Source organism: Mesorhizobium sp. NPDC059025 (assembly GCF_042739655.1).
In the GTDB taxonomy this organism is placed as follows: Bacteria; Pseudomonadota; Alphaproteobacteria; order Rhizobiales; family Rhizobiaceae; genus Mesorhizobium.
Genome location: NZ_JBHYIM010000018.1, coordinates 41,224 through 61,577, shown reverse-complemented (window position 1 = coordinate 61,577; position 20,354 = coordinate 41,224). Strand labels below are relative to the sequence as shown.

Below are 20,354 nucleotides of genomic sequence, written 5' to 3'. Positions count from 1 at the left end.
ACTACTGGCCCCGGGGCGTGAGGCCCAGCGCCTTCAACAGTTCTCGGTCCGGAAACGCAGGCCCGGTCGGCTGGATGACTGTCATTCCATCAGGATTGGTGAACTCCCAGATCGACCACGGCATGCCATCGCGCTCCGCCAGTTGCCGCACAGCCGTCAGATAGCGCAGACGGTCGGCGTCGAAGGCACCCATCCGGCCATCGGCCGACATCAGGATGACGCCGAATTCACCCATGAACAGCCGCCTGCTTGCGATGTTGTTGGCCTTGGCCCAATCGATCGCCTGCTGGAAAACCGCTTCGAGCTGGTTCGGCCCCCAGTTTTCCGCGAAATACTGGGCGACCCTTTCGCGTGCCGAAACCGTATTCATCATGCGCTCGACCTGGCTGAGGCCCGCAGCCTCCATCTGCGCGCCAAGGGTCTCGATCACGATTTCAGGCGTGGCGCTGTCGGCCGGCCAAGGCAGGCCCGATGCGAAGGTGGTTGATGTTCCGTCAGGCCGCTGATGCGTGAAGCTGTGCGGCTCATACATATGGAAGCTGTAGTAGAGATTGGGATCGTCGAAATCGGGTTTCAGATTGACCAGTCCGGCGACACTGCCGCCGCAGCCGCCTGTCGCGACGATGGTGAGATCGCGACTGACCGCACGGATATCGCGCACCGTGTCCGACATGATCCGCTGCCAATCGTCACTGCCGCTTGCATCGCAGGGGTAGTGGGTCGGTTCGTTGTAGGGCTCCAGGGCAACCTTGTCGGTGCCGATCCTGGCCAGCCTTGCAGCGACTGCCGTGACCATATCGCGATAGCGCGCCACTCCTTCGCTGTCGGCGCTGCCGGAGAAGACCTTGAGGCCATAGGCTGGAACCTGTTCAACGCTGTGCAGGTTGAAGACCACCTTGAGCCCGTTCGAAGTGACGTGCTCCACCGCGGCGGAAAGGATGTCCAGGGCCTGCTGGCGTTTGGCGCCATCGCTGGCAAGCAGGGGGCCTGGGTCGACGGTCAGGCGGACGAAGTCGAACCCCATGGCGCGGATGCTGGCAAACACCTCGCCATCGGGCCAGTCGGAGAGGGGCCTGCCTGCACCGAGCCATTCCTTCTCGGTTCGGTAGGGCGGCCATCTGTAGGAGCGGTCCTGTTCGACGGGAGACCAGTTCAGCCACCCATGCACGCCGACGCCTTTTTGCAGGGCAATCGGCTCGGCTTCGGCGGCTGTGATCAGCGAGAGTGCCCATATTGCGACAAACGCCACTATTCTCATCGCCAATCTCCGTATCATGATCGAAGATATTAACCGGGGGAATGCAAAGGAAGAATTGCGGCCAAATGGCTTCCCGGCGGCATGGAGTATAACCGTGGCTGAGCTTGCATGAGGATCGGCTGGTACATCAACCGATTGCGCAGCATGGGCCCTGCCGAGATCCTGCATCGGCTGGGCGAGCACCGCCGCAAGGTCGTTTCCAGGCGCCGTGACGATGGCTGGCAGCGTTATGACTCGCCCCCACTGCATCCCGTGTTCGCCGGATTGAAAGATGTCATACAGGCAGCCGCCACGGCTGAGCAACGAGAAGCGGTCGCGGCCGCGGCTGACAGCACGCTCAAGGGGCGGTTTTCGGCCCTCGGGCGGACATGGCCGCCCCGCGATCCCGGCCTCCTGTTTCCCGCCGAACTCTGGCGCCTCGATCCGGTAAGCGGCACGCTTTGGCCGGGTTCGGAGGTACATGCCTTCGATATCGACTTCCGTTCGATCGGTGACCGTGGCGACATAAAATATGTCTGGGAGATCAACCGGCTGCAGCAGCTGCCACCGCTGGCTGTGCAGTGGCTGCTCTCCGGCGACGACAGATGCCTGGAGGCCATCGAGGCCGCCATCGACAGCTGGCATGCCGCCAATCCGCCTTTCCGCGGGGTGGCCTGGGCATCCGGCATCGAAGTGGCGCTGCGGGCCATCGGCCTGATCGTCACGCTCGACATCACCGGTGACCGGCTTGCCGCAGCGACACGTGGCAACATAGGTGAAATACTGGCGGCAAGCGCCTATTGGCTGCCACGGTTCCCCTCCCGGTTTTCGTCCGCCAACAACCATCTCGTCGCCGAACTGGCCGGCGAATATCTGATCAGCATGGCTTTCGGGGCCGAGTCCTCATCCGTGCGCGCCGCACTTGTCGCGGAGGCAGAGAAGCAGATCCTCGCGGACGGCGCCGCAGCCGAGCAAACCCCGACCTATGGAGCCTTCACCGCCGAGCTCATCCTGCTGTGCGCCTTTGCGGCTCGCCGGGCCGGGTCGCCATTCCCCGCTTCCGTGGATGGGCGCCTGGCTGCTTTCGCCGATTTTGCTGGCTGGCTTCCTGCAAGGGCCGGCGGCTTCGGCGATGACGATGAGGGCCGGGCGCTCACGCTGGGCGACGAGCACGATTATGTCCGCTCGGTCGCTGCTGCCATCCATGGCCATCTCGGCATGGCGGGTGTCGCTCCGGCAGCGGACGATTTTCGCGCGCTTTTCTTTGGCACGCCACCGCGCTCCGCGCCGGTTCCGGAAGGTTTGCGCACATTCGCCCAAGGCGGCCTCTCCGTCTGGCACGGCGCGATGAACGGCCGCCGCATCGACCTGACCTACGATCACGGCCCACTCGGTTACCTCTCGATCGCGGCGCATGGCCATGCCGACGCGCTGCAACTCACCTTGTGTATCGACGGCGAGCCGGTGCTGGTCGACCCAGGTACCTGGCTCTATGGCTCGGGGCGGGAATGGCGCAACTGGTTCCGCTCCACGCCGGCGCACAACACCCTGAACATAGACGGTCAGAGCCAGAGCATCATCTCGGGTCCGTTCAACTGGTCGCACAAGGCGCGCGCGATATTGGTCGACAGCCGGGACGGATTGCCCTGGCAACTGCGTGCCAGCCATGACGGATACAAAGCCCGCTTCGGCGTTGTGCATCAACGCACCGTGACCGGAGAAGCCGGCGGCATCGTCATCACCGACCAGTTGCTTGGTGACAGCCGCATGGCCGAGATCGCTTTCCAGCTTGCGGCCGGCCTCGAAGCAAGCCGGGAAGGCGGTTTGGTCAGGGTTTCGCGTGGTGGCGAGACGTTGATGATCCTGCAATTTCCCGACGACGCGGTCGATATCCGCGCTGGCGGCGATGCGCCGGGACAGGGCGGCTGGGTCTCGCCGCGTTTCGGCGCCCGGCAACCTGCACCACGTCTTGCCTGGCGTGGCCAGGTCGGCAAGGACGGTGTCGCCATCCGCCTTGCGGTCAGCCCAATGCGGTAGCGAGAGATATCTCCGGCTGGCTTTCCGTCCCGTCCGACATCATTTAAAAGACGTTCAAAGGTTTAGCAGTTTCGACACGGTTGATCTGCTATTCGGGGCGGTGTGTATGTCCGCTTTCGCATCTTGAATGATCGCGAGCCCTACGCGGCGCGCTTGGCAAGTTTGCGTTTCGTATCCAGCCGGATCGCCAATCCACATACTGGGGGGCCATGATATCGATGTTTTCAGAACTCGTCAGAGTGGTCACCACAAAGCTGTCGAACATCGACTACGTGACGCTCGGCCTGCTTCTGGCGACGGCGCTGGGCAGCGCGCTGGTGGTCTACTGGCGAACCGTCAAGGACAAGTCCTTCCGCGACTTCTTTGATTTTGCCTTTCCGGCGGAAGTGATCCTGCATCCGTCGGCGCGGGCGGATGCCCTGTTCTGGATCACCAAGAAGCTGATGATGCCTTTCCTGCTCATTCCTGCCGGCGTCACCTTCATCGCCGCCATGGGCTACGCAACCAATCAGACCTTCGGCTGGCTCTTCGGCATTTCGGGGCCGCTCATCGAAGGGCCGGCCGGACCGGTGACCCTCGTCCTTTTCACCGCATCCATGCTGGTGGCCTACGACATCTCCTATTACCTCTACCATGTCGCCCAGCATCGCTTCCCGTTCCTGTGGGAGCTGCACAAGGTGCATCATTCGGCGGAGGTGATGGTGGGGATCACCAAGGACCGGGTTCATCCGCTGGACGACCTGATGAACCGCGCCTGGGATGGCGTCATCCCGGGGACCTGCTTCGGCATATGGAGCCTGATCGCGTTGAATCCGGTCGAAATCGCGGTCTTCGGTGTCAACGTCTACGTCATCCGCAACATCCTGATGATGGACTTCGTCCGCCACACCCATCTGAAGATTTCCTTCGGTCCGCTCGACAACGTCATCCTCTCCCCGCATTGGCACCAGGTGCACCACAGTGTGAACCCGCGTCACTACGACAAGAATTTCGGGTTGCTCTTTTCATTCTGGGATCGCCTGTTCGGAACGCATTTCGTGCCGGACCCGGACGAGGAGCTGAAATTCGGCCTGATGGACCGCGATGTTCGTGACTATCAATCGCTCTACGGACTTTATGTCCTGCCTCTCAAGAAGATGGCGGGTCATCTCATCCGACCGCTCAGGAAACGCCCTGCCGACGTGGTGCAGCCGCAGGACCCCCTCCAGCCATGAATGAAACTGTTTTGATCGGCACAATCGGGATGGAACGCCTGGAGATTGTCAGCTCGGCCGACCGCCTGGCAGCGATCGAGGCTGACTGGACAAGTCTGTGGCAGCGCACCGAGGGATTGATCTTTCAAAGCCATGGCTGGATTTCGGCATGGTGGAGCACGGTGGCCGACCGCCGCAAGCGCACGCTGAAGATCGGCCTGATCTGGAATGACGACAGGCTGGTCGCCGTCGTTCCCCTGGCGACCTGCAGGCGAAAGGGCCTCCGGTTCCTTGAATGGGCTGCCAACAGCTATTCGGACTACGGAGACATTCTTGTGGCGCCGGAATGTTCGCAATCAGCCCTCGATCAATTGTGGGCTCGCATCTGGTCCGAGGGCGGTTTCGATATCGCTTTCATCAACCGCCTATCGCCGGATGCGGCGGCCCAAAGGGTCTTTGCACCAGGAGTTTCCGGCGGCATCAAGCTTCGTCGCAATCATCGGGAAGAGGTCAGCTATCGCGTAGCCGGGGAGTGGGCGAGTGGAGCCGAATGGCTGGCGACGCATCCGAAGAAAACCCGCCAGAACTATCGGCGTGGCCTCAAGATGCTGGAAGAGGCCGGCGAAGTGACGTTCCGCCTGCTCCCACCGGATGAGCCGCTGCAGCCGGTGCTGGAGCGGTTGTCCGCACTCAAGCGCAGATGGCTGGTGCAGACCTCGCGTGAATCCGATCTTTTCCAGGAAGGCGAATCCGTGCTCGCGGCGCTGGTCGATGTGCTTGCGCGTGCCGGCGTGTTGCGCATTTTTGTGATCGAGTGCAATGGCGTGATGGTCGCGGTCTCCATCAACATCGTCCAGCGCGGCGTCATGATGGCATTCGTCACCACCTATGATCCGGAGTTCAGCCGGGCATCGCCGGGTGTGGTCCTGATCGTGGAATACATACAATGGTCGATCGACAACGGCCTGCGGATGGTCGATTTCCTCTGCGGCGGCTATGCCTTCAAGAGCAGATTTGCGACCGAGGGAGTGACGCTTCAATCCGTTCTCGGCGCGCGCACCCTGCTGGGTTCGCTTGTTTCCCTCGCCGACCGTACGCGGCAGGAGATCAAAAGCAGGCGCGAGAGTGGGTCGGAGCAGCAGGACGGTTCGCCTGACGACGCCTGACCTTTCTTGGTCAGACGGCTCTTTTGCGCGTCAGCAGCCAGAGCAGGTAGAACCCGCCCAGCATGCCCGTGGTCAGGCCGACAGGCATGTTCACCTGGAAGGGCGTGCGCTGGCTGACCAGATCCGCAAGCAGAAGCAGAACCGCTCCCATCAGCGCTCCGCTCGCCAGTGGCAGGCCAGGTGACGATGTCAGGCGCCTGGCGAGCTGTGGTCCGGCCAAGGCGATGAAGGCGATCGGGCCGGCGGCGGCCGTGGCGATTGCCGTCAGGCCGACAGCCGCCATCACCATGGTGAGCCGCGTGCGTTCCGGAACCACGCCGAGCTGACTCGCTATGTCATCGCCCATCTCCAGAAGGGTCGTCCGGCGGGCATTGAGGACGACAACGGGAACGATCGCGGCGAAACCAATGGCTGTCGGTATCACATGCGCCCATGTGCGCGTGTTGAGGGAACCGGCCAGCCAGAGCTGGGCGGCTGCAGCCTGATCGAGACCGCCTTTCACCAGGAGAAGGGTGTTGATGCCGGACAGGATCGCACCAATGCCGACACCGACGAGAACCAGCCGATAGCCGCCGGTTGCCCCATGCCTCATGGAGAGCAGAAGCACGGCGACAGCGGTCGTGATGCAGGAGGCGAATGCCGCGAGCGACACGCCGAGCGGGCCTGCATCGAAAAGCACGATCTGCAGGATGGCGCCTGTCGCGGCACCCGTGGTGAAACCGATGATATCAGGCGAGCCGAGGGCGTTGCGTGACAGGGACTGGAAGATCGCGCCAGCCATGCCGAGCGAGGCCCCGACCAGCATGGCTGTTGCCAGGCGCGGCAGCCGGACGCGCAGGATGATGCGCTCCGCCGTCGGATTGCCGCCGGCACCAAGCAGGCTGTCGATCACCTCGGATGGGGTTAGATGCAGCGTTCCGGTTCCGAGCAGCAGCACACCGAGCACGAGGCCTGTCAGCACGAGCGCGGCACAGACTGCGAGCGACCGGCGGCGCAGTTGTAACGAGAAGCCGCCGATCCGGAGTCCGAAGGAGGACCGTCCCATCATAGCCGGGCCAACCGGTATCTGCGCGCTACTGCGACGAAGAATGGTCCGCCGATGAGCAAGGCAATGATCCCCGCGGCGACTTCCGCAGGGGCGACGATAACGCGTCCGACGATATCGGCGCACAAAAGCAGGATCGCGCCAAACAGCGCCGAAAAAGGCAGCAGCCAGCGATGGTCGGAGCCGGTGAGGAGCCGGGCGATGTGCGGGGCGACCAGCCCGATGAAGCCGATCGGTCCGGTGGCCGCTGTCGCAGTCCCGGCCAGAAGCATGACACAGAGGCAGGCGAGGCCCCATGTCCTGCCGAGCCGGACCCCCAGTGCTTCACCAAGATCGCGGCCGAGCGCCACGGCGTTCAGGTCCCTTGAGATGAACAGGGCAATCGCAAGACCGATCGTGACCGCGACGGCGAGCACACCTGCCACATCGAAACCTCGTCCTTCGATGGAGCCCGCCCACCAGTGGCGAAAATCGTCGACCACGTCCAGCGGTGCGTTGAGCATGATGATGCCGGTAAGCGAGCCTAGCATCATGGAAAGGCCGGCGCCGGCCAGCACCAGGCGGACGGGATTGGTGCCGGTTTCGTGGGCACGTCCCAGGATGAAGACGGCGGCCCCCGCCAGGCCCGCGCCGAGGAAGGCGAACCAGACATAGTGGATCATGGCCGTGAGATGGAACACTGTGATCCCGATGATCACTGCTGTTGCCGCGCCCGCATTGATGCCGAGCAGTCCCGGTTCGGCGAGCGGGTTTCTGGTGGCCGCCTGCATGATGGCGCCGGCGGTGCCCAGTGCCAGCCCGGCAAGGATCGCCACGATGGTGCGGGGTACCCGCAATTCCCAGATCACGAGGTGCCGGTCATTGAGCGGGTCGTACGCCCGGAATGTCTCGAAAAGCGTGGTGAGCGGAACCGGGCGCGAGCCGACAGCCAGGCTGAGCAGACCGACAAGCGCGAGTGTGAGGCCCGCACCTGCAAGCCCCCAAAAAAATCGCCGTCGTCGAAGAAGCCGGGCTGGTTTCCCGGCTTCCCGCATCCCTGGACAAGCCATGCTACCGGAAGTGCCCGACGATCGCGTCGATCATCTGCCGTCCCGAATAGTAGTCGATACGGAATGATGTCGGCCCAAGCGCATAAACCTTCCTGTTCGCGACAGCTGGCAGATTGGCGAGCATGGGGTCGGCGATGAAGGCCTCGACATCCTTTTCGGTGCCGCGCAGCAGGAAGACGGTGTCGCCTGCGACGGCAGCGGAAAGGTTCTCACGCGAGATGAAGTCGAAGTCCGAACGTCGCGTCACATCGCGCTGGATCTCTTTCGGCAATCCCGCCACTTCGAAACCGAGGGCTGTCAGCAGCCTTGCCTGGGGGCTTTCGGGCCGGCCGATCGAATAGCTGCCGCCGATATTGTATCCGACAATGCTGACCTTGCCTTTCGGGCGCGTCATCGAGATGGCGGCTTGCGCGGCATAGTCGTCGAAACGTTTGATGGCATCGCCTGCTTCCGCCTCCAGGCCGGTGGCCTTGCCGAGCTCTATGGCGATCTCCTGCCAGCTCTGGTTGGAATAGTTGACGACCATCGTCGGGATGCCCTGTGCCTGAAGCTCTGCCTTGTGCTGGGCGACGCTGTCGGCTCCCGTCGCGGATGCGATCAGCAGGTCGGGTTCCCGGCCGATAACGGCTTCGATATCGAAGTTGAGATTGGGGTAGAGGACCTCGACGCCGCGCTCGTCGGCTGCAGCTGCCCACTGCGAGAAGAAGCCCTTGTCGTCGGTCAGGATCGTCGGTGTCGCAGCGGCGCTGGCTGTCACCGGTGCGCCGATGGCCAGCAGAATGCCGGTGATGCTGGGCGTGGTCGAGACGATCCGTTCCGGCTTTGATTTCAGGGTCAGCGTTTCGCTGCCTTGAACGATCGATCTTGGCCACTGCTGCTCCTGCGAAAAAGCGTGATCGAAGCTTGTTGCGACAACCGCAACGGTCACCAGGGCGAGGGCAAGTTTCTGGATCGGTATCATCATCGATGGTTCGTTCGGAATTGTGGGGAGCTGTGGTGCGGCCTGCGTCATCGCACCGGATTTTAAACTTGACTTGTTTATTCCACAATAAACGTTGTATCCCGCAATGCAATATGCATTCCGTGATGCGACATCGAAGTCGCAATCTTCCGGCATGCACTCAGGCAAGGAAAGGCAACATGGCGCATCGTCTGCATGCCGATGGCGTGACGCTTCGTTATGACAAGCGTCTGATTTCGGCCGGACTGTCGGTGGCGATCCCCGAGGGCTCCTTCACCGTCATCATCGGCCCGAACGCCTGCGGCAAGTCCACGCTTCTGCGCGCGCTGTCGCGACTGCTGGCGCCATCTGCCGGTCGGGTGGTCCTCGACGGCAGGAGCATTGGCGAGCTTCCTGCAAAGGAGGTTGCCCGGCGGCTCGGGCTGCTGCCGCAAAGCTCCGTTGCGCCGGATGCGATCACGGTTGCGGATCTCGTTGCGCGCGGCCGCTATCCCCACCAGTCCTTCCTCAGGCAATGGTCGCAGGCCGACGAGAAAGCCGTCGCCGCCGCGCTCGAAGCCACGCATATGGCGGATCTGTCCGACCGGTTGATGGATGAGCTTTCCGGCGGTCAGCGGCAACGTGCGTGGATCGCCATGGTGCTGGCGCAGGAAACACCGATCCTGCTGCTCGACGAGCCGACCACCTTCCTCGATATCGCCCATCAGATCGAATTGCTCGACCTTCTGGCCGACCTTCATCGCCAGGGGCGCACCGTTGTTGCCGTGCTGCATGATCTCAACCATGCCTGCCGCTACGCATCCCATCTGATCGCCATGAAGGATGGCGCCATCGTTGCCGAAGGCAGCGCGGTCGAAATCGTCAGCGAGCAACTGGTGGAGGCGGTTTTCGGCCTGCCTTCGGTCATCATCGCCGACCCGGTCTCGGCGACGCCGCTGATCGTTCCGAAGGGCCGGCCCACCCCTGCAATTCACACTCCATACGGCAGAAAACAATCGGCATGAGCACGGACAGAAAACTGCACATCGGATTGAGCCTGACCCCTACCTGGCTCAAGGGACCGCGTCCGCACCCGGATGAGGCTCTGTCGGCGGGCATTGGGCCGGTGGAATATCATGTCGAGCTCGCTCGGCTGGCCGAGCGAGCTAAGCTCGATTTTGTCTTCCGGCCCGACTATCTCGTGATGAACCAGGCCATGGTGGCGCACTCGCCGACCCATGTCGGCCTCGATCCAACGATGATGCTGGCCGCGATCGCGCGGGAGACTGTGAAGATCGGGCTGGTCACCACCGCCTCGACCACCTTCAATCCACCCTATGTCATTGCGCGCCAGATCCAGTCCTTGCACTGGATCAGCAACGGCAGGGCGGGCTGGAACATTGTGACCTCGATCGAGGGCGCGGAGAATTTCGGCACCGAGCCGATGCCGTCGCCGGAAGTGCGTTATCGCAAGGCAGCGGAGTTCACCGAGGTGGTGCGACAACTCTGGCAGAGTTATCCGGGGGTCTCGTCCGCGGTTCAGCCACTCGACCACACCGGCGAGTTCTTCGGTGTCAAAGGGCCTCTCAACGTTCCGGGACATGAGGCTGGCCCGCCGCCGCTGTTTCAGGCAGGCGCGTCCGAGGTCGGCCGCAGCTTTGCGGCCTCTGTTGCCGACGCGACCTTTGCCGCGATGCCGGACGTTGGCGACGGCATCGAACTGCGCGCGGATCTGCGCAACAGGGCGGAACGGCACGGACGCTCGCCGAATGCGGTTCGCGTCCTGCCCGGGCTTTATTTCTTCCTGGCAAGGACGCGAGAGGAAGCCTGGAAGCTGCATGAACGTGCCCACGCGCATCTGACGCGCGAGCGCCGCATCGAGGCGCTGAAGAATGTGCTCGGGCTGGATGTCGGCGCGCTCGCGCCGGGCAGCCGCGTCTCCGGCGATCTGCTGCCGGCTTGCGATCATCCGGTCCGCAGCCGGACCCATGCCGAACTGTTGCGCCGTTTCATTGTTGCCAACAACCCGACGGTTGAGGAGGTGCTGTCACGGCCCGAGGTCGTCGGTTCCGCGCACTGGGTTTCCGTCGGCACCGTGGACGATGTCCTGAACGACATCGTGGAACGGTTCGAGGCGGGCGCGATCGACGGCTTCATCGCGCTTCCCGGCGGCTCGGTGGGTTCAATGAACCTTTTCTTCGACGAACTGGTTCCCGAACTGGTCCGGCGAGGCCTGTTTCGCGGCGATTATGAAGGCTCGACCTTGCGCGAGCACCTCGGCATCCATTGAAGTGCGGCGCTCACCCGCTGTTGCGAGAGGCTCCGGATTCGAGCGAGGCCTGTGTCGCCATGGTCCGCAGGGCATTCCAATGATCGGCCGCTTCCGCGGTCTTCACGAAGGAAACGGTGGTGACGACGCAGGCGATCTCGTTCTGCGCGTTGAACACCGGCGCTGCCTTGCCGGTCAGCAGCGAAAACAGATGCTCGTTGAGTTCAACGCCGGCGGCCTGGCGCGCTGCATCGAGCGTCTCTTTCGAGGGCGGGCTGCCCCTGAACGTGGCGGGTTGCCGCTTGCGCGCCGCCGCGACCGTCTCGCGCGGCAGATAAGCCTGGAAAACCAGGCCGCACGCGGTGTTGTCGAGCGGAAGCACGTCGCCGAGCGAGACGGTGCTGATCGAGAAATCCGAGCTGCGGTACCAGCGGATGATGGTCGGACCCTGGTCTGTCCAGATCGCGACGCCGCAGCTTGCGGCGATTTCCGACGACAGCGTCTTCATCAGGCGGGCCGCGACTTCGATCGGCTCGATACGCCGCAAGGCGCCGATGCCGATGCTGAGTGCGGCCGGCCCCAGATCATAGCGACCGGTCATCGGATCCTGGGCCACCAGCCGTTCGCGCACCAGGCTCTGCATGTAGCGATGTGCCGTCGAGGTGCCCGTGCGCCCCTGCCGGGCAATTTCACCCAGCGCCAGCGGACCATCGGCTCTCGCCAGTATGTCGAGGAAACGGGCGGCGATGGACACCGATTGGATGGTCGTGGAGCGTTTGCCGGCGCTGCCGCCGTTGTCGTCGGAACGGTCTGGTTTCACGAGTGGTGTTCCGTTCCGTGCGGCAAGAGCGTGGAGGTCGAGGCAATCATGCAGGCAACATCTGGGCTGGAATGGGCGAGAGATGGATCGCCGTATCTTGGCTAACGACCGCGCGACGTTACGGTGCTTCGGCCTTGCGATCAATCGCGCTGGCAGCGCCCGCTCCAGCCTGTGACAGGATCGGCAACAGCCAAGGCCAGAAGCGCTCTGTGTGTTGACATGCGGAATGCGCTATGCATTGTGGAATTCATCCTTCAATCCGCGAGCCACGGTCCGTTCCCAGCCAGCGTTTCTTGTTTGGGCGATCGGGGACTTCATGCCTTCTTACTTCTCTGCCTCACTAAAAGTGGGCGCCAGCACGCTTTCGATTGTGTCGATGTTCGCGGCCACTGCCGCCTCTGCACAGGAAAAACCGCAGGCCGCTGCTGAAAGCGGCACCTTGCTCGAGCGCATCGTCATCACCGGCGAGAAGATCGCGCGCAGCCTGAAGGACACCGCCTCTTCCGTCTCGGTCATCACCGCCCAGCAGATCGCCAGGGAAAAGACGGGCGATGCCTCCGTGTCCGAGGTCATCCAGGACGTACCCAATGTCGTCTACACAGACACCGTCAGCACGCCGGTCATCCGCGGACAGGACACGCAAGGCCCCCTCACGGGGCAAGGGTCGTTCTGGGGCGGCACTGTGCCACGCGCCACCATCAATCTCGACGGCCACTACCTGAACTACAACGAGTTCTATTTCGGCGCCGCATCGGTCTGGGATGTCGACAGCATCGAGGTTTTCCGCGGGCCGCAGACGACCTCGCAAGGCGCCAACGCCATCGCTGGTGCGATCATCGTCAACACCAAGGATCCGACCTTCACGACAGAGGGCGCCTATCAGGCCGAGATCGGCAGCTACAATTCGAAGCGGGCCTCGTTCATGCTGTCCGGCCCCATCGTCGACAACCAGCTCGCGGCGCGCCTTGCGGTGGATTATTCCGGCCGTGACACCTTCATCGACTACATCAGCACCAAATTCCAGCACGGCGACACCGACCAGGATTTCAGGGCGCTGAATGCCCGCTTCAAGCTGTTGTGGCAGCCGGCTGAAATCCCCGGCCTGGAGGCGAAATTCACCTATTCGCACAACAATTCGAACCGGCCATCCCAGGAAGCGGCATCGATGCCGTTCGAAAATCTCGACCACATCACCACGACGATGCCGACCTGGAAGCAGGACACCAACACCGGCATCCTCGACATCAGCTATGACGTCGGCAACGGCTTCAAGTTTTTCAACCAGACGCAGTATTCGGCTTCGTCCGTTCATCGCACCACCGGGCTTGTCAACAATGGCGACGCCGATGTGGAGCAGAAGAACGTCTCCAACGAAACGCGTGTGACCTTCGGCGAGCAGGGCGATGCCTTGAGCGGCGTGGCGGGTGTGTATTACGCCCACACCAAGAGCGACGAGGTGCTTTACCTCAGCGGTCTGTCGACCTTTGACGACACCAAGCAGAATCTCGGTCTCTTCACCGAGGCCAGCTACCGGCTGACCGATGTCTGGACGCTGACTGGCGGCCTTCGCTACCAGCAGGACCAGATCCAGCGTGCCGGCAGGTCGGTCTTTGCACCGCAGCCGGTGAATTTCGACACCACCTTCAGCGCCGTGCTGCCGAAGGTCTCGCTGGCTTATGCCGTGACGCCCGACCTCACCGTGGGGGCTATGGTCAATCGCGGCTACAATCCCGGCGGCGTGTCGCTGAACCTCAATGCCCGGAAGTGGATGCCGTTCGAGGAAGAGACGCTCTGGAACTACGAGCTGTTCACCCGTGCCAACCTGCTCGACGACACGCTCACGCTCAACGGAAATCTGTTCTACATGGATTTCAAGAACGCCCAGTACACGATCCCTGTCGTGATCTCGTCGGGTGTCGCGCAGTCCTATACGATCAATGCCGAAAAGGCGCATGCTTATGGGCTGGAAGTCGGGGCGGACTATCGTGTCCTCGACAATCTGACGCTTAAGGCCAGCGCCGGTGTGCTGCGTACCCGTATCGACAGCATCTCCAGCAATGTCGCCTATGAGGGCAATGAGTTCGCCAAGTCGCCCGGCTACATGCTGAGCTTCGGCGCCAGCTGGGACGTGACGGAGAAATTCAACCTGTCCGGCGAGGTTCGCCACATGGACAGGTATTATTCCGACACCGCCAACACGCCGAGCTATCTGATCGAGCCCTACACGATCGCCGATGCCCGTGCGAGCTACAACTTCAACGAGCATCTGCAGGTCTACGGTTACGTCAAGAACATCTTCGACGAACGCGCGCCGACCTACATGCAGCAGAACCGCGGCATCGGCGGTGTCGAGGCCAGCATGACCATGCCGCGCACCTTCGGCCTTGGCGTGAAGGGGAGTTTTTAGCCCCGTCGCGGGGGGAGGGCGGCCGCACAGCATCTGTCGCGGCCGCCTGCCGCTAGCCTGGCTGCGTATCGAGTGCGCCGGTCGTGCCCCGCTCGATCAGCGTGACCGGTATCGTGAAGTTCAGTGCACCTGCGGACAATTGCCGATCATCGTCGAGGCAATTGAGAATGGCTTCGATGAAGGCCTCGATCGGGTGGCTCACCGTGGTCAGCCCATGCGACGGCCAGGCGGTTTCCGGGATGTTGTCGAAGCCGATGATCGAGAAGTCACGCGGTACCTGGATGCCCAACTCGAACCGGGCTGTGTCGTGGAAGCCGAGCGCAATGAGATCCGTTGCGCAGAACGCACCGTCGATCGAGCGATCGGTCAGGAGCTTGCGCGCGGCTTCCTGTCCCGTCTCGAAACCGTTCGGCCCGCTCATCCACGGCGTGACCCTGGCTCCCGCCTCGCTCATGCGGGCAACGAAGCTTTCGATACGCCGCTTCTGGCTGACGCTGCCGTTGCCGCTGCGCACGATCGCGACATGACGGCGACCATCCAGCAGCATGCGGTCGGCCGCCAGGCGCCCGCCGGTCAGGTCGTCCGTATCGATCTTGTCGGCGTTACCCGGCAGCATGCCGCGGTTGATCAGGATCAGCCGCACATCGTTGCGCAGGCAGGCCTCGATAATCTCCTCGGGTGGTGCGCCAGAAAGAATGATCACCGCCCGTACCCGGTATTCCAGGACCTGGTTGACCAGGGTGCCGATGTCGTCGCGTGCGGCTTCGGCATTCAAGAGCATGCACTGCAGGCCGCGCTTGAACAAGGCCGCGCTGATGCCGTCGAGCAAGGCGGTGTTGAACGGCGAGGTCAGGTTGGCGGCGACCACGCCGACGAGACTGGACTGCGCCATCTGCAGACCCTGCGCCAGCCTGTTGACCCGGTAGCCAAGCTTTTCGGCTGCACGCAGGATGCGTTCACGCACGTCTTTCGACACGCTGGCGCCCGGAGTGAAGGTTCGCGAGACGGCGGAACGGGAAACGCCTGCTTCCCTTGCAACATCCGCCGCCGTGATGAAACCGCTCTTCATTCTCCATGCTCCATCGGGGCTGCTCGGACCCAGCGAACAATCTGAACTTTTGTCTTTGCCGTCATAAAACTGAAGCACAACTTCGCTAGGTTGCACACGTGTGCAAAAGCATTGTTATGAAGTTGCAATGCGATTGTCCAGACTAAGAAATCAAGAAAAAACCTTTTCTTTTCAATTTATTGAGGAAGCCGCCTTGGCCGATATCGTCATCAGTGACCTGTCGAAGATGTATGGCGGCAAACGCGTTCTCGATCGCGTCGCAATGCACATCGTCGACGGTGAATTCATCGCGGTTCTCGGCCCTTCCGGTTGTGGCAAGACGACTTTGCTGCGCTTGCTTGCCGGCTTCGAAACCCCGGACGAGGGCACGATCCAGCTCGGTGATCGCGTCGTTTCTTCGAGGGAGGCCAACGTGCCCCCGGAGAAACGCAACATCGGCATCGTCTTCCAGAACTACGCGCTCTGGCCGCATATGAGCGTGGCCGACAATGTCGGCTATGCGCTGAAGATCGCCGGGGTGCGTTCACAGGAGCGTCTACAGCGCAGCCGCGATGCCCTCGCCGTTGTCGGTATGGAAAATCTGGCTGAGCGCGCGCCTTCCGACCTGTCCGGCGGCCAGCGCCAGCGTGTCGCCCTGGCGCGCTGTCTTGCTGCCAGGCCATCGGTGATGCTGCTGGATGAGCCTCTGGCCAATCTCGACGTGCATTTGCGCGCGGCGATGGAAAACGAGTTCGTCCGTTTCCACCGCCATACCGGCGCCACCATGGTCTACATCACGCATGACCAGTCCGAGGCGATGGCGCTGGCCGACCGTATCGCGGTGATCGATCGCGGCCGGCTGGTGCAGTTCGACCGGCCGCGCGATCTCTATCGCGAGCCGCAGAGCGAGATGGTCGCCCGTTTCATAGGCAACGGCCAGGTACTGCCGGTGCAGGATGTACGTCCGGATGCCGAGGCCGCGATTGTCAGCATCTTCGGCAAGGATCATCGTGTCCGGGCACGCAGGAGCGAGCAGGTTCGCTCTTCGGCCAGGCTTTCCGTCCACACCTCGGCGATGCGCCTGGCACAGCCCGGCGAAGATGGCTTCGCCGGCAAGGTCGAACGGGTCATCTATCGCGGCAACCACAGCCAGATCGATTTCCTGGTTACCGCAGAACCAGAGCTGCAGCTGACGCTGCACGCACCGGCGGATGTCGCCATTCCATCGGACGACTCTATCCAGGTCTGCATCAGCGACGGCTGGGTCATCCCCGCCGCCGCCTGACGGTTTTCCCACTCTCACAGCAACAGGAGTTCCATATGCGCCTCACCACTGCCCTCATGCTCGTCTTGTTGAGCGGGACGGCCGTCAACGCCGAAACCTTGACCCTCTACACGTCGCAGTCGCCGGAGATCGCCCAGCAGACCGTCGACGCCTTCCAGGCCAAGTATCCCGACATCAAGGTGGAATGGACCCGCAACGGCACCAGCCAGCTGCTGAACGTGCTGCGCGCTGAAATCGAAGCCGGCGACGTCAAGCCGGACGTGCTTCTGGTGGCCGACACCATCAACCTTGGCCAGTTGAAGAAGGAAGGTCGCCTGATGGCCTATCCGCAGGCGCCGGTCGGCTCTTACGACAAGAGCACCTACGACAAGGACATGACGTTCTTCGGCACCAAGATCATCTCCACGGGCATCGCCTACAACACCGAGAAGGCCAAGCCCGTCGAAACCTGGAGCGCCCTGCTGACAGAAGACAACAAGGGTCAGATCGCGGTGCCGAGCCCGCTCTACTCGGGTGCCGCGCTCAACCACCTGCACAGCGTCGTCAATGTCCCCGGCATCGGCTGGGAATTCTATGAAGGCCTCGCCAAGCTCGATATCGCTCCGGAAGGCGGCAACGGTCCGGCCCTCAAGGCCGTCGCCAGCGGTCTCGCCAAATACGGCATCATCGCCGACGCCGACGTCATTCGCGCCAAGGCCAAGGGTTCGCCTGTCGACCTGATCTTCCCGAAGGATGGCGTTTCCTTCATCACTGAGCCGGTCGCCATCATGTCGACCGCCAAGAATGCCGACGGCGCGAAGAAGTTCATCGACTTCCTGCTGTCCAGGCAAGGCCAGGAACTCGTCGTGACCCAGGGCAACCTGCCGATCGATCCGTCGATCACGCCGCCCGCCGGTTTCCCGAAACTGTCCGAGATCAAACTGCTGCCGATGGACGCCGACAAGGCCGTGGCCACCGACAAGGAGACCCGCGAGAAGTTCACCAAGATCTTCGGCGGTTGATAGAAAGATAGAAAATGGCGTTGATTGCCATGGAAAGGGTCGAGGAGCGCCGGCGGTTGCCGGCGCTTCTTCCCAAGGCGGAATGGGCGGTGCTTGGACTGCTGGTGATCTTTGTCGCCGGGCTCTCCTTCGCGCCGTTGCTGCGCCTTGCCATAACCGCGATCGCCCCTGCCGGCGCGATCGATCTCGGCCATGTCGCCGAGTTGCTCTGGAAGAAGAAGGTCCTGACCGCATCGACCAACACATTGGTCGTCGCCTTGCTGTCCACCTTGCTTGCCATGGTGCTTGGGACCATCGCCGCGGCGCTCACCGTGCTCACCGACATGCGCTTCAAGACGGCCTGGGTCTTTGCCTTCGTGTTGCCGCTGATGATCCCGCCGCAGGTCACGGCCCTTGCCTGGGTGCAGGCTTTTTCGCCGTCGAGCCCGGTTCTGGGTCTGCTGGGTCTTTCGCTTCATGACGGCGGCCGGCATCCGCTCTATTCGCCGGGCGGCATCATCCTGCTTTTGGGCTTCTATCACGCACCGCTGGTGTTCCTGACGGTGAGGGCAGCCCTGCGACGCCTGCCCGCTGAACTGGTCGAAGCCGCGCGCGCCGCCGGCGCCACCAGCTGGCCGCTGATCTTCACCATCATCCTGCCGCTGGCGCGGGCCGGCCTGTTTGCCGGCGCTGCCCTGGCCTTCGTCTCGTCGATCAGCAATTTCGGCATCCAGGCCATGCTGGGTATCCCGGCGCGATATCCCACCCTGATCACACTGATCTACCAGCAGATGAACAGCTACGGCCCATCGGCGCTTGCCGACATGGCGGTTTTGGCCCTGCTTCTGTCGACATTGACCATTGTCGGTGTCGCCGTCAGCGGCTGGCTCGGACAGCGTGGCGACGTGCGCGTCGACGGCATCGGCCGCTCGCTCGAGATACGGCTTGGCCGCTGGCGTCCCGCCGTCGAGGCGGCCAGCTGGCTGTTCATCGTCATGACCATGGCACTGCCGCTATCGGCGCTCGTCGCAACCTCGCTGGTCAATGGTTTCGGCCAGGAACTGAGCTGGAAGACGCTGACGCTGGTCAACTATGCCAACGCCCTCGTCCACCAGGCTTCGATCCGCAATGCGTTCCTGACCAGCCTGCTGCTGACGTCTGTCACCGTCGTCATCCTGATGGTCGTGTCGCTGTTCATGGCCTATTTCATTGTCTGGAAGCGTGGCCCGCTGGTGCGTGTGCTGCATCTCTTCAGTGAGCTCGCCTATGCGCTGCCCGGCATCATTCTCGCCGTGGCGATGATCCTGTTCTTCCTGAAGCCGCTGCCGTTTCTCGGTTTCAGCATTTACGGCACCGTCTGGATCATCCTGGCCGCCTATCTTTCCAGCTTCCTGGCGCTCGCGCTGCGTCCCGTCCTTGGCGGATTCGCACAGATCGACCGCGCCATGGAAGAGGCGGCCCAGGTGGCGGGCGCAGGCTTCCTGGCGCGCATGCGCGACGTCATCATCCCGCTGGTCGCACCAGCGGCGGTCGCCGGAGGCGTCATGGTCTTCATGAGCGCCCTGAACGAGATCCAGGTCTCGATCCTGCTCGTCTCGTCCAATGCCCGCACCATCGGCCCGATGGTGGTCTTCCTCGAAGAGGGCGGGTCGTCGACGCTCGCCGCGGCAGTCGGCTGCCTGATGATCGCGGCCGTGCTGATCCTGATGCTGGTGGCGACCCGCTTCTCGCGCTACCTGCCAAAAGGGGTGTTGCCTTGGCAAAATTGACCGTTGTCAGCGGGCAGGGCGGCAAGCTTCCGGCCGCCTTCCTGCTGGAGATGCATGGCCGCCGCATCCTTCTCGACCTGGGCGAAGGCCCGCAACCTGGTGTGAAACCCGATCTCTCGCAGGTCGGGCCTGTCGACGCGATCTGCCTTTCGCATGCCCATATCGACCATGTCGGCTCGCTGGACCTTGCGGGGCAGCTCGGCAATCCGCTGGTGTATGCGACAGGCCGGACGTTCAGCCAGATCTCCGAAGCGGTGGTCCCGCCGGAACGGCGTGTGCAACTGCCGGTCAGCGGCAAAGCCGAAATCGCCGGTCTGCCGGTCACCGTCGGCCGGAACGGCCACGCGCCCGGCGGGATATGGGTCCATTTCGCTGGGAGTGGCGGCGTTCTCTACATGGGCGACTGGAGCGCGGAATCGCTGCTGTTGCCGTTCGACGAGCCGCCCGCAGCAGGCTGCCTGATAACCGATGCGTCCTATGGCGATTTCGACGAGGCGCTTTCTTCACAGGTCGGAGCGATCGCGGATTTCGCCGCGTCCGGTGCAGTGCTCTGCGTGCCGGCCGGCGGCAGGGGGCCGGAGATGATGCTGGCCCTGAGCCAGCTCGGACTGAAGGCCATCGCCTGTCCTGTCGTGCGCCGGGAAATGCGCTCTCTCGCCAGCGACGAAGACATCATCATCAGCGCCGAAAGCCGTGCGAGCATCGCTGAATTGCTACGCTCGATGCCTTCCATCGACGAGTGGTCTCCGGATCAGGTGATCGTGGCGACGGAAGCCAATGCCGAAACCGGACTGGCGGCGCAGCTTCTGCAGCGCCGGGACGAGGGCTTTCGCTTCCTGTTCTCCGGTCATGTCCCGGCGCGGACGCCAGCCTGGGATATGCTCCGGCGTGGCGAAGCGCGCTGGCTGCGCTGGAATGTCCATCCACGACGGCAAGATACGATGGACCTCGTCACCCGCACCAGTGCCGACAAGGTCGTTGCGGCTTTCGTCCGGCCGGAAGAGATGCCCCTGCTCGAACAATGGCTTGGCGAGCGCCTCTGCCGGACAAGGGTCATCCCCTTGCCTGTCGATCGGGAACAGTTACTGAAAGCGGCGGAATAGGACTGC

Annotated in this window: 16 protein-coding genes; 10 read left to right on the top strand and 6 right to left on the bottom strand. The window is 62.9% G+C overall.

Features of this window, described 5'->3' with window-relative positions; genetic code table 11:
• Position 1: 1 nt before the first annotated feature.
• The gene (locus ACFWYE_RS28495; RefSeq protein ID WP_379115444.1) at positions 2-1,258 is read right to left on the bottom strand and encodes a glycoside hydrolase family 5 protein; all 1,257 of its coding nucleotides are present in this window, start codon (positions 1,256-1,258) and stop codon (positions 2-4) included.
• A 108-nt stretch (positions 1,259-1,366) separates the two neighbouring features.
• Here ACFWYE_RS28495 and ACFWYE_RS28490 point away from each other — a divergent pair, with 108 nt between their 5' ends.
• The 3 genes from ACFWYE_RS28490 (at position 1,367) to ACFWYE_RS28480 (ending at position 5,633) form a co-directional block, all read left to right on the top strand.
• Positions 1,367-3,274, top strand: a complete 1,908-nt coding sequence (locus tag ACFWYE_RS28490; protein WP_379115443.1) for a heparinase II/III-family protein — start codon at positions 1,367-1,369, stop codon at positions 3,272-3,274.
• 218 nt (positions 3,275-3,492) lie between these two features.
• A complete protein-coding gene (locus ACFWYE_RS28485; RefSeq protein ID WP_379115442.1) occupies positions 3,493-4,488 on the top strand; it encodes a sterol desaturase family protein in 996 nt (331 codons plus the stop codon).
• Positions 4,485-5,633 carry a GNAT family N-acetyltransferase gene (locus ACFWYE_RS28480; RefSeq protein ID WP_379115441.1) on the top strand — a complete coding sequence of 383 codons (1,149 nt, stop codon included), beginning with the start codon at positions 4,485-4,487 and terminating at the stop codon, positions 5,631-5,633. Before ACFWYE_RS28485 ends, ACFWYE_RS28480 begins: the two co-directional genes overlap by 4 nt.
• A gap of 10 nt (positions 5,634-5,643) precedes the next feature.
• On the opposite strand, the gene ACFWYE_RS28475 is transcribed toward ACFWYE_RS28480, so the two are convergent.
• From ACFWYE_RS28475 to fepB, 3 genes are read right to left on the bottom strand one after another with little or no spacing between them, the layout of a single operon-like run.
• Positions 5,644-6,681, bottom strand: a complete 1,038-nt coding sequence (locus ACFWYE_RS28475; RefSeq protein WP_379115440.1) for a FecCD family ABC transporter permease — start codon at positions 6,679-6,681, stop codon at positions 5,644-5,646.
• Positions 6,678-7,712, bottom strand: a complete 1,035-nt coding sequence (locus ACFWYE_RS28470) for a FecCD family ABC transporter permease (RefSeq protein WP_379115439.1) — start codon at positions 7,710-7,712, stop codon at positions 6,678-6,680. The genes ACFWYE_RS28475 and ACFWYE_RS28470 overlap by 4 nt, the downstream gene beginning before the upstream one ends.
• 16 nt (positions 7,713-7,728) lie before the next feature.
• A complete protein-coding gene (gene fepB / locus ACFWYE_RS28465) occupies positions 7,729-8,691 on the bottom strand; it encodes a Fe2+-enterobactin ABC transporter substrate-binding protein (protein WP_379115438.1) in 963 nt (320 codons plus the stop codon).
• A 176-nt stretch (positions 8,692-8,867) separates the two neighbouring features.
• Between fepB and ACFWYE_RS28460 the strand changes: the two genes are divergently transcribed.
• The gene (locus ACFWYE_RS28460) at positions 8,868-9,692 is read left to right on the top strand and encodes an ABC transporter ATP-binding protein (protein WP_379062571.1); all 825 of its coding nucleotides are present in this window, start codon (positions 8,868-8,870) and stop codon (positions 9,690-9,692) included.
• Positions 9,689-10,957: an NtaA/DmoA family FMN-dependent monooxygenase gene (locus ACFWYE_RS28455; protein WP_379115436.1), complete on the top strand. Its 1,269-nt coding sequence runs from the start codon at positions 9,689-9,691 to the stop codon at positions 10,955-10,957. Before ACFWYE_RS28460 ends, ACFWYE_RS28455 begins: the two co-directional genes overlap by 4 nt.
• Positions 10,958-10,967: 10 nt before the next feature.
• Here the strand turns inward: ACFWYE_RS28455 and ACFWYE_RS28450 are convergent, their stop codons facing one another.
• Positions 10,968-11,756 (bottom strand): IclR family transcriptional regulator, encoded by a 789-nt coding sequence (locus ACFWYE_RS28450; protein ID WP_379115435.1) that lies wholly within the window; start codon positions 11,754-11,756, stop codon positions 10,968-10,970.
• A 376-nt stretch (positions 11,757-12,132) separates the two neighbouring features.
• Between ACFWYE_RS28450 and ACFWYE_RS28445 the strand changes: the two genes are divergently transcribed.
• Complete coding sequence (locus ACFWYE_RS28445; RefSeq protein ID WP_379115434.1) at positions 12,133-14,163, top strand: TonB-dependent receptor; 2,031 nt, start codon at positions 12,133-12,135, stop codon at positions 14,161-14,163.
• 52 nt (positions 14,164-14,215) lie between these two features.
• On the opposite strand, the gene ACFWYE_RS28440 is transcribed toward ACFWYE_RS28445, so the two are convergent.
• Entirely contained in the window at positions 14,216-15,232 is a 1,017-nt protein-coding gene (locus tag ACFWYE_RS28440) for a LacI family DNA-binding transcriptional regulator (RefSeq protein ID WP_379115433.1), read from the bottom strand.
• Positions 15,233-15,425: 193 nt separating this feature from the next.
• Between ACFWYE_RS28440 and ACFWYE_RS28435 the strand changes: the two genes are divergently transcribed.
• Genes ACFWYE_RS28435 through ACFWYE_RS28420 form a run of 4 tightly spaced genes read left to right on the top strand, consistent with a single transcriptional unit; the run spans position 15,426 to position 20,348 of the window.
• On the top strand, positions 15,426-16,496 hold the full coding sequence (locus tag ACFWYE_RS28435; protein WP_379115432.1) for an ABC transporter ATP-binding protein: 1,071 nt from the start codon (positions 15,426-15,428) through the stop codon (positions 16,494-16,496).
• 35 nt (positions 16,497-16,531) lie between these two features.
• On the top strand, positions 16,532-17,497 hold the full coding sequence (locus tag ACFWYE_RS28430) for an ABC transporter substrate-binding protein (protein WP_144378442.1): 966 nt from the start codon (positions 16,532-16,534) through the stop codon (positions 17,495-17,497).
• A gap of 14 nt (positions 17,498-17,511) precedes the next feature.
• Positions 17,512-19,245, top strand: a complete 1,734-nt coding sequence (locus ACFWYE_RS28425; protein ID WP_379115431.1) for an ABC transporter permease — start codon at positions 17,512-17,514, stop codon at positions 19,243-19,245.
• Positions 19,233-20,348: an MBL fold metallo-hydrolase gene (locus ACFWYE_RS28420; protein WP_379115430.1), complete on the top strand. Its 1,116-nt coding sequence runs from the start codon at positions 19,233-19,235 to the stop codon at positions 20,346-20,348. The genes ACFWYE_RS28425 and ACFWYE_RS28420 overlap by 13 nt, the downstream gene beginning before the upstream one ends.
• Positions 20,349-20,354: the final 6 nt, after the last annotated feature.